The sequence below is a fragment of the Faecalibacterium sp. An122 genome (genome assembly GCF_002160895.1).
GTDB lineage: Bacteria > Bacillota > Clostridia > Oscillospirales > Ruminococcaceae > Faecalibacterium.
Genome location: NZ_NFLL01000048.1, coordinates 1 through 7,606 on the forward strand (window position 1 = coordinate 1; position 7,606 = coordinate 7,606).

Below are 7,606 nucleotides of genomic sequence, written 5' to 3' on the forward strand. Positions count from 1 at the left end.
ACGATGAATCGTCATGCTATCACTTCCTTGCACTGCCTATGATAGAATCCTTTTATGTCTTTTTCTTGTCTTTTTAACACTTTTTTGGGCGTTTTTGAGTTTTCAGATACACCCTAGGGAGGGGGAGTCGAAACCCCCTCCCTGGCCCTCTGGCCCCAGCGGAGCGATCAAAAGGGAAAAAGAAAGAAGTCGTCAGTGGTAGAGCGGCAAAGCGCAAGAGAGCCGCCCCTCCCTGCTCCGCCTCGGCTGCGCAGCCAGCCTCGCCTCGCTGCTTCGTCCACTGGACGCGCTTCGGTGTGCTTGCCACTGGACGCGCTGGGCCAAAGCTGCCTGTCCGAAAAGAGTACACCGCTGCAAAAAAGACCGGCGGTTTTGGCCGACGGAAGGCCAAACGTTCCGCATTGAAACGACAAAACGCGGCAAATATGCACGAAAATGCAGATGTTTCAGAACGAAACGGAATCGGGAAGGGAAATTTGAACGAACTTTGAAGAATGTTGCCGGATGAAACAGCTTGGGCGGGGGTGTTGGTTGTGAAACCACGTGTGTTTCCGATATAATTTAGACACAAGATCAAACCGAACTGTGCAGGATGCCCAAACTGCACATGCGGAACCAAGGTTTGAAAAAAGGAGGCTAAACCCAAATGACAACACCCATGATAATCGCTCTGGCTGTGACGGTCTTCATGATTATCCTGATCATGCTGGACAAACTGCCTTTCGGCGCCCCGCCGCTGCTGGCTTTGCTGCTGCTGGTGGTATTTGGCGTGACCGATATCAAGACCGCCTTCGGCGGCTTCTCCAACTCCACCATCGTGATGCTGGCATCCTTCATGGCCATCATCGCGGCGCTGCAAAAAACCAGCTTCATCGTCAAGTTCAAGGACGCCATCTTCAAGATGGCCAGCAAGGGCGGCTTTGCGGCGTACGTCCTGCTGATCCTGATTGTTATGCTGGGCTGCAGCCTGTTCGGCACCGGTTCCACCGCATACTACGTCCTGGTCATCGGCCTGCTGTCCAACCTGCCCTACAGCAAGAGCCTTCCCCCCTCCAAGGTCCTGATGCCTGCCGGCTTTGCCGCCAACCATCCGCTGCTGCCCTTCAATACCGCCCTGCAGTACGGCATCGTCATCGCGGTCCTGCAAAGTGCAGGCGCCGTGGCGGAAGTGGATCTGGTCAAGTTCTCGTTCGTCAACCTGGCCCTGTCCCTGGGCTTCCTGGCCTGGTGCCTGCTGGCCTATAAGATGATGCCCGACCACCCCATCGCCGCCGCACAGGAGACCGCGGCCGACAACCACCAGGTCACCCTCTCCAAGAACAAGGAAATCATCACCTACATCTGCTTTGTGGTGGCCGTCGTGGGCATGATCCTCCAGAGCACCATCGGTGATGCGGGCTACGCCATCACCGGCCTGGCCGTGGCCGGCCTGCTGATCTTCGGCATCATGGACTTCAACGAAATCCGCAACGCCATCAGCGCCCCCATCATCCTCATGAGCGCCGGTGTCATCGGCATCGCCGATGCCCTGGGCAACACCGGCCTGACCAACCTGGTGGGCGAGACCGTCGCCGGCATGCTGGGCGACAACGTCAACCCCTTCATCCTGATTTTCGTGTTCTGCATCCTCACCAGCGTCCTGGCCACCCTCACCGGCTCCACCATCGGCACCGTCTACGTCTTTGCCCCCATGGCCATCGCCACCTGCCTCAACCTGGGCCTGGACCCCACCGCTGCGGCAGCCGCCATCGTCATCTCGGGCTGGTGCGGACACTTCCTGCCCATCGACGGCATGCCCGCCATGATCATGGGCGCCGGCGACTACAAGATCGGCGAGTTCTGGAAGTTCACCATCCCCCAGTACTTCATCCGCCTGCTGGCCCTGACCGCCGGCGCGGTGCTGATCTTCCCCATGCGCTGATTCCTCATTTCTCCTCTTACCTATTCCCATTTCCCTGCAATCATCTCGGCAAAAACCTGCAAAAACCAGAAAAGCCGGAGGCATTTCGCCTCCGGCTTTTCTGCATGGTTGGGGAAGGGGCCGCTGTCGTTGGTGTCTGCGGGCGGCGGGAGAGGGAAGCGGCCCGGCCGGCGCCCTGAGCGGACTTGCGGGGAAGGGCTTTTCAGATGCACAAACCGCCTGGCGGGACCTCCCGGGAGTGTGCACGCCCTGGCTTTGCGCGGGCGCGGCGGCTTGATTGGACGTCGAGGCCGTCCGCCCGCTCTCAGGCGGGGGAGGTGTAGCGGTAGAAGACGGCTTCCCGCTCCTGCAGGGCCTGGCCCTCCACCTGGTACAGCTGCCCGGCCATGTGGCCGAAATTGGCGGCGGTCCACCGGCCGGTGTCCTGACTGTCGGCGTCCTGGGTTCCGGCCCAGGTCACCGGCAGAAGGGTTCCCCAGGCCCCCATCGCCGTGTCGATGGCCTGGGGGTCCTGAGGCTGTACCGCCTGGGCGGGAAGCAGCAGGGTGCTGCCGTCGGGGCCGGCAAAGCCGAAGGTATCCTGAATCACCGTGACGGCAGGCTCGGACGAGGCGGGGGCTTCGCTGTCCACGCCGGGCGCGCTGGAGGCCGGGCCAGAAGACACCGAGGACGCCGGCGGCGCGGCGGGCCGGGACAGCCACAGCCAGGCCGCCCCCAGAATGCAGAGAGCCGCCGCACCGGCGGCCAGGAAGAAGGATTTCGGACGCATGGCAATACCTCCTGGATGGGTGAGGGGGGAATGTCTGTTGCTGTAAGCTTAAAGCAGCCGGGGCGAATTGTCAACAACCGGAATCCGCCGGGCAGCAAAAAAGGGGAGCGCCGCAGCGCTCCCCGTGGGGATTGGGAATGGAGGGTGAGGCCGCCCGGCCGGATGCGGACCCGGTTTGCGGGCGCCGCCGGGATTTTAGGGCCGGGAGGCGGCGGAAAAGTGGGCGGACGCCTTACTTTTTATAGCCGCACTTGGGGCAGACGCCGTTTTCGTTCAGGGCGATGCCGCACAGGGGGCAGCGGTCAATGACGTTCTGGGGGGTGAATTCCTGCGAGGCCGCGTTGACGCCGCTGGAGAAGGTGATTTTGGCGATGTTCAGCTTGTCTTTCAGCAGGTCGTAGACAATCTTAATCATCCCTTCCACCGTCATGGTCTCCTTGGTGACCACCAGCCGGCACTCGGGATAGGCGGTGGCCAGCTCGGTCTGGAAGGCGGGACCCTTCATCTGGTTCTGGGGCGCGCCGTTGCGGATGCCCTGTTCCTCATAGACCTTCAGGATGGCGGGCAGCAGGGGATCGTCCTGGCGCAGGATCAGGGCGTGGTCAAAGTTTTTCAGCACAGACCAGGCGGTTTTCTGGATTTCGTTGCAGGGGAACACCATGTTGACGCCGGGCTCCACCGTGTCTTCCACTTCGATGGTCAACACGCCGGTGTGGCCGTGGAGATACTGGGCTTCGCCCTTGAACCCATAAAACCGGTGCGCGTACTGCAGATCCAACGTTGTAATGCTTCTCATGTAAAAACCTCCTTGCAATGTGTTTTATTTACAGGTCCGAAGACTTCTGTACAGATTCGGCGCGGTCTTGGCCGCTGTCCTGGGCCGCCCGGCAGCGGGGGCACAGGTACTGGATTTTCAGATCATACCCGTCGATGGCAAAGCCGGTCTGCTGTTCCAGCTGGGCGGTGATGTCCTCCAGATGGATATCCGCCAGGCTGCCGCACCGGCGGCAGACCAGATGGTCGTGGCGGGTGTTCCGGTCGTACCGGTCGGGACAGCCCTCCACGCTGATTTTGCGGATTTTGCCCTGCTGGCACAGGCTGTTGAGATTATTGTACACCGTGGCCAGCACCACGCCGTCCCTGTGGGCCGGGAACTGGGTGGTTGAGACCTTCCCGTCCGGCCCGGCGATGCTGACCGCCCCGATATGCGGGCGAGTGCCGCCGTAAATTTCGGCCCGCATCCCGCCGTCCAGGGGCTGGAGACGGGCTGTCAGCGGCGCGCCCAGGACGGTGCAGGCAAAACAAAACTCGGAACTCATGGCATACCCTCCCATTCCGGCAAATCCCGCTCCAGGTCAAACTGGGAGAGAATCCGTGCTGCGGTGTGGCAGACCATTTCCTGCAGGGTGGCGGGATGGTTGTAGTAGGTCTGCATGGGGGGCAGGATGACGGCCCCCAGCTGGCTGGCCTCGTAGAGATTCCGCAGGTGAAGGGTGGAAAGCGGGGATTCCCGCGCCGCCAGCACCAGCCTGCGGCGCTCTTTGAGGCAGACGTCGGCGGCCCGCAGCAGCAGATTGTCGCTGTAGCCGGAGACAATGCCCGCCACGGTTTTCATGCTGCAGGGACAGACAATCATCCCCATGGTTTTGCAGCTGCCGCTGGCGATGGAGGCGCCGATGTCGCCGTTGTCGTGGTATACCGGCGCCAGCTGTTTCAGATCGTCCAGCGTCATGCCGCACTCCTGCCGGAGGGTCAGTTCCGCCCCGCGGGTGGCCACCAGATGGGTTTCCACCTCCGGGCAGAGGGACAGCTGGCGCAGCAGTTCCACCGTCAGCGGCGCGCCGGATGCCCCGCTCATCCCGACAATCAAACGCTGTTTCTTACCCATGCAGCCACTTCTCCGGGTCCACTTCCAGGAAAGACGCCCGGTGGAAGCGGCTTTTCTGGTCAAAGGGGACGGTGCAGTCAAAAATGGTCTTGCAGCTGCACCCGATATCCCGGATGGAGGGGCTGCAGGCCGGGTTGGAGCTGGGGTCCAGGGGATGGCAGCGGACACCCGGGATGGTGATGATGTCCACGTCGCCCTGGAACCGGGTATTCATGGCCCAAAGGACATCGTTGGTGTCGAAGATGTCCACGTCCTCATCCACCAGAATCACGTGTTTCAGCTCAGGGAACGCCGAGAACGCCAGCAGGGCGGCCTGGCGCTGTTTGCCCTCGTCGGTATGGACCGTCTTTCTGCACTGGAGAACGGCCATGTATTTGCCGCCGCCGGACCGGTGGGCGTAGCAGTTCAGAACCTTGCCGGGCAGGGCTTTGTCGATCATGCCCAGGATGCTGGCCTCGGTGGGGATGCCCGCCATGTTGACGTGCTCTTCCGACGGGCCGATGCAGGTCTGCATGATGGGGTTTCTGCGGTGGGTCACCGCTTTGACCTTGAGCAGCCAGCATTCGTGGCTGGCGGGGCCGTTGTAGCCCGGAAATTCCGGCATGGCAAAGCCGGTGCGGGTGTTCTGGTCCTCCACCACATGGTTGCTGCCGGGCAGGATTTCGCCCTCGAGGATGTATTCGGCGTTGGCGATGGCGTGTTCCTTCACGGTCAGACAGGGGACCAGCTCCACCGGACGCTGGCGCAGGGCGCCCGCAATGGACAATTCATTGAAGCCCAGGGGGGTGGTGGGAGGCTCGAAGCAGGCGGTCACCTCGATGGCGGGGTCCACCCCGATGGAGACCGAGATGGGCAGCGGCTGTCCCAGTTCGGTGGCCCGCTCGGCCATGGCGCCGATGTGGCGGCTGCCGGGCTGGAGAAAGATGGACAGTTCGTCCCGGCTCTGGATGCACATCCGGTGGATGGTCACATCCGACCGGCCGGTGTCGGGATGGGTGGCATAGCACATCCCCAGCGTGATGTAGGGGCCGGCGTCCAGGGGCGTATTGGTGGGGGCGGGGATCAGGCGGTTCAGGTCAAAGTCGGGGTCAGAGGCCAGATGGACCACTTCCTGGGCCGGGGCCGGCCCGGTGATGACCACCGGCTGGATGGGATGGGCTGCACAGGCCTGGACCAGGTGGCCCAGCTCTTCCTTTTTGCAGCCGAACAGGCTGGCGACCCTGGCCCGGCTGGCCAGCACCCCGATGGCGACGCTGCAGCCGGGATGGCCTTTGACGTTGTGGAACAGCATGGCCGGTCCGTCCACGGTGGTGGGCCGCATGACGGTGCCGCCGGCGCCCACATGGCGATAGACGCCGGACAGCTCGGCTGCCGGGTCCACTTCCACCCGGGTCTCCACCAGCTGGCCCGGGGTCTGGCGCAAAACCTCCAGGGCTGTGCGCAAATCCAAAATTTCGGTGCGATGATCCATAGATATCTTTTTCCTTTCCAGGTGAACGGTTTCCCTCCGTCAGATGCGCGTCAGCGCTCTGTGCAGCGGGGGAGTTTTTCGGTGATGCAGGCCCTTATTCTGCGCAGATCCGGTCGATCCAGCCAAACAGCTCCTTCAGGTCATAGTCGCCGCTGTGGGGCAGCCCCCAGGGAAGCGCAAAATCTACGTCACAGCCGTGGTTTTTTAAAACCGTCTGCAAAATAAAGGGGATGGCCAGGGAGGTGTCCCGGTCATAGACGCCGTGGCGAATCCGCCAGTGCGGCGCCGTGTCTGCCCTGCCTATAAAGGTCAGCGGATTCATTTGGGCGATCAGCGCCGGGTCGGCCAGGGTTCCGCCTGCGGTATCGTGGGCCTGGCTGTAGGGGGTGAAATGCTGGCGGTCGATGGTCTCGGTGCCGAATTCCTGGTTTTCCGGTGAGCCGAGATCCAGCGCGTCAAACGCCGGCGCCGTTTTCATCCGCACAATGGCGCTTACAAAGGCGTCCCAGTCCAGATCCACGACCTGCCCGTTTGCGATGGACAGATACGATTGCCTCTCCACCCGGCTGCCCTCGACAGCCAGCCAGGAGAGGTTTTGGGCGGTCGTGTGGGTGTCCAGCTCCTGCTGGGCGGACTGCATCACAGCGGCTTTCAATGCATCCTGAAAGCTGCCGGTTCCGTCGGCCGCCAGGGTCAGGGGCGCGCCGTCCGCCGTTTTCAGGTGAAGACGGTTGAGATAGGCGGGGAACAGGGCTTTCAGTTCCCGGGAGATTTGTTTCTGCTGTTCCGTCTGGGTGCCGGAAGTGCCTTTCTGAACGATTTGGCCGTCTTTTACACTCATCCGCAGCGTGCTGAAATCGTCGTGGCCGCAGAACATCCACTCGTAGGCCGCATCGGCGTTTTCAAGATTGTGGATGGGGCAATAGCAGTTGGCGGCGAAAATGTCGTCCCGCTCCTCGACGGCACCGATCCTGGCCAGATCGGCGGCATACAGCGGGCTGTTGCCGCTGGCGCCGGTCAGAGCGGAGAGGGCGCCCCCCGCACTGGTGCCGCTGGTGATGATCTTTTCGGGGTCGCCGGGAATCAGGGCGCGGTTTTTGCGCAGCCAGCGGATGCCCGCTTTCATGTCCACCGCGAATGCGGGCGCTTTGCCCACACTGCGGCCGGTTTCCTTCTGCTGGGCCATGGTTTTGGAACCTTCAAAAAATTCGGCGTTCCGGTGGCCGGAAGTGCGGCCCCGCACGCCGATGCACGCCACCACATAGCCGTGTGCCAGCGCACAAAGCACCGCATTGGGACGGCCGAACCGGTCCGGTCCCGGGCAGTCTGCCGGCCCGGGCAGATAGCCGCCCACCGTGTTGGGCATAAAGATGGGGGCGGTGTGCAGCGTATAGCCGTTGTGCTGCGCGCCGGCGTAATAATCCTCCGGCACATACAGAATCGGCTGGGTCGGCGGTGTTACCACCGCTTTCCCGCCTAAGAACCGTACGTGACAGATTTCCCGTCATACGGCTCAAGCATTTCATCACTTTTTCAAGCGGCACTCAGCGTAGATTT

The 7,606-nt window shown here is 62.2% G+C and carries 7 protein-coding genes; 1 reads left to right on the forward strand and 6 read right to left on the reverse strand.

The features are described 5' to 3' along the window. Positions 1 to 646 precede the first annotated feature (646 nt). Positions 647 to 1,921: an SLC13 family permease gene (locus tag B5E67_RS14795; protein WP_087385863.1), complete on the forward strand. Its 1,275-nt coding sequence runs from the start codon at positions 647 to 649 to the stop codon at positions 1,919 to 1,921. A 304-nt stretch (positions 1,922 to 2,225) separates the two neighbouring features. Here B5E67_RS14795 and B5E67_RS14800 read toward each other — a convergent pair whose 3' ends face one another. The 6 genes from B5E67_RS14800 to B5E67_RS14825 form a co-directional block, all read right to left on the reverse strand. Continuing rightward, positions 2,226 to 2,690, reverse strand: coding sequence for a hypothetical protein (locus B5E67_RS14800; protein ID WP_087385864.1), 465 nt, complete (start codon positions 2,688 to 2,690; stop codon positions 2,226 to 2,228). Between the two features lie 232 nt (positions 2,691 to 2,922). After that, positions 2,923 to 3,486, reverse strand: coding sequence for a 6-carboxytetrahydropterin synthase (locus tag B5E67_RS14805; protein WP_087385865.1), 564 nt, complete (start codon positions 3,484 to 3,486; stop codon positions 2,923 to 2,925). A 28-nt stretch (positions 3,487 to 3,514) separates the two neighbouring features. Beyond that, positions 3,515 to 4,009 carry a transcriptional repressor gene (locus tag B5E67_RS14810; protein ID WP_242957047.1) on the reverse strand — a complete coding sequence of 165 codons (495 nt, stop codon included), beginning with the start codon at positions 4,007 to 4,009 and terminating at the stop codon, positions 3,515 to 3,517. Next, a complete protein-coding gene (locus tag B5E67_RS14815) occupies positions 4,006 to 4,578 on the reverse strand; it encodes a UbiX family flavin prenyltransferase (protein WP_087385866.1) in 573 nt (190 codons plus the stop codon). The genes B5E67_RS14810 and B5E67_RS14815 overlap by 4 nt, the downstream gene beginning before the upstream one ends. Beyond that, positions 4,571 to 6,049 (reverse strand): UbiD family decarboxylase, encoded by a 1,479-nt coding sequence (locus tag B5E67_RS14820; RefSeq protein ID WP_087385867.1) that lies wholly within the window; start codon positions 6,047 to 6,049, stop codon positions 4,571 to 4,573. The genes B5E67_RS14815 and B5E67_RS14820 overlap by 8 nt, the downstream gene beginning before the upstream one ends. 94 nt (positions 6,050 to 6,143) lie before the next feature. After that, on the reverse strand, positions 6,144 to 7,514 hold the full coding sequence (locus tag B5E67_RS14825) for a subtype B tannase (protein ID WP_087385868.1): 1,371 nt from the start codon (positions 7,512 to 7,514) through the stop codon (positions 6,144 to 6,146). Positions 7,515 to 7,606: the final 92 nt, after the last annotated feature.

Bases quoted from the DNA above. Each gene is read 5' to 3' on its own strand.
- B5E67_RS14800 (WP_087385864.1), bottom strand. From the start codon at position 2,690: ATGCGTCCGAAATCCTTCTTCCTGGCCGCCGGTGCGGCGGCTCTCTGC.
- B5E67_RS14820 (WP_087385867.1), bottom strand. From the start codon at position 6,049: ATGGATCATCGCACCGAAATTTTGGATTTGCGCACAGCCCTGGAGGTT.
- B5E67_RS14815 (WP_087385866.1), bottom strand. From the start codon at position 4,578: ATGGGTAAGAAACAGCGTTTGATTGTCGGGATGAGCGGGGCATCCGGC.
- B5E67_RS14795 (WP_087385863.1), top strand. From the start codon at position 647: ATGACAACACCCATGATAATCGCTCTGGCTGTGACGGTCTTCATGATT.
- B5E67_RS14805 (WP_087385865.1), bottom strand. From the start codon at position 3,486: ATGAGAAGCATTACAACGTTGGATCTGCAGTACGCGCACCGGTTTTAT.
- B5E67_RS14810 (WP_242957047.1), bottom strand. From the start codon at position 4,009: ATGAGTTCCGAGTTTTGTTTTGCCTGCACCGTCCTGGGCGCGCCGCTG.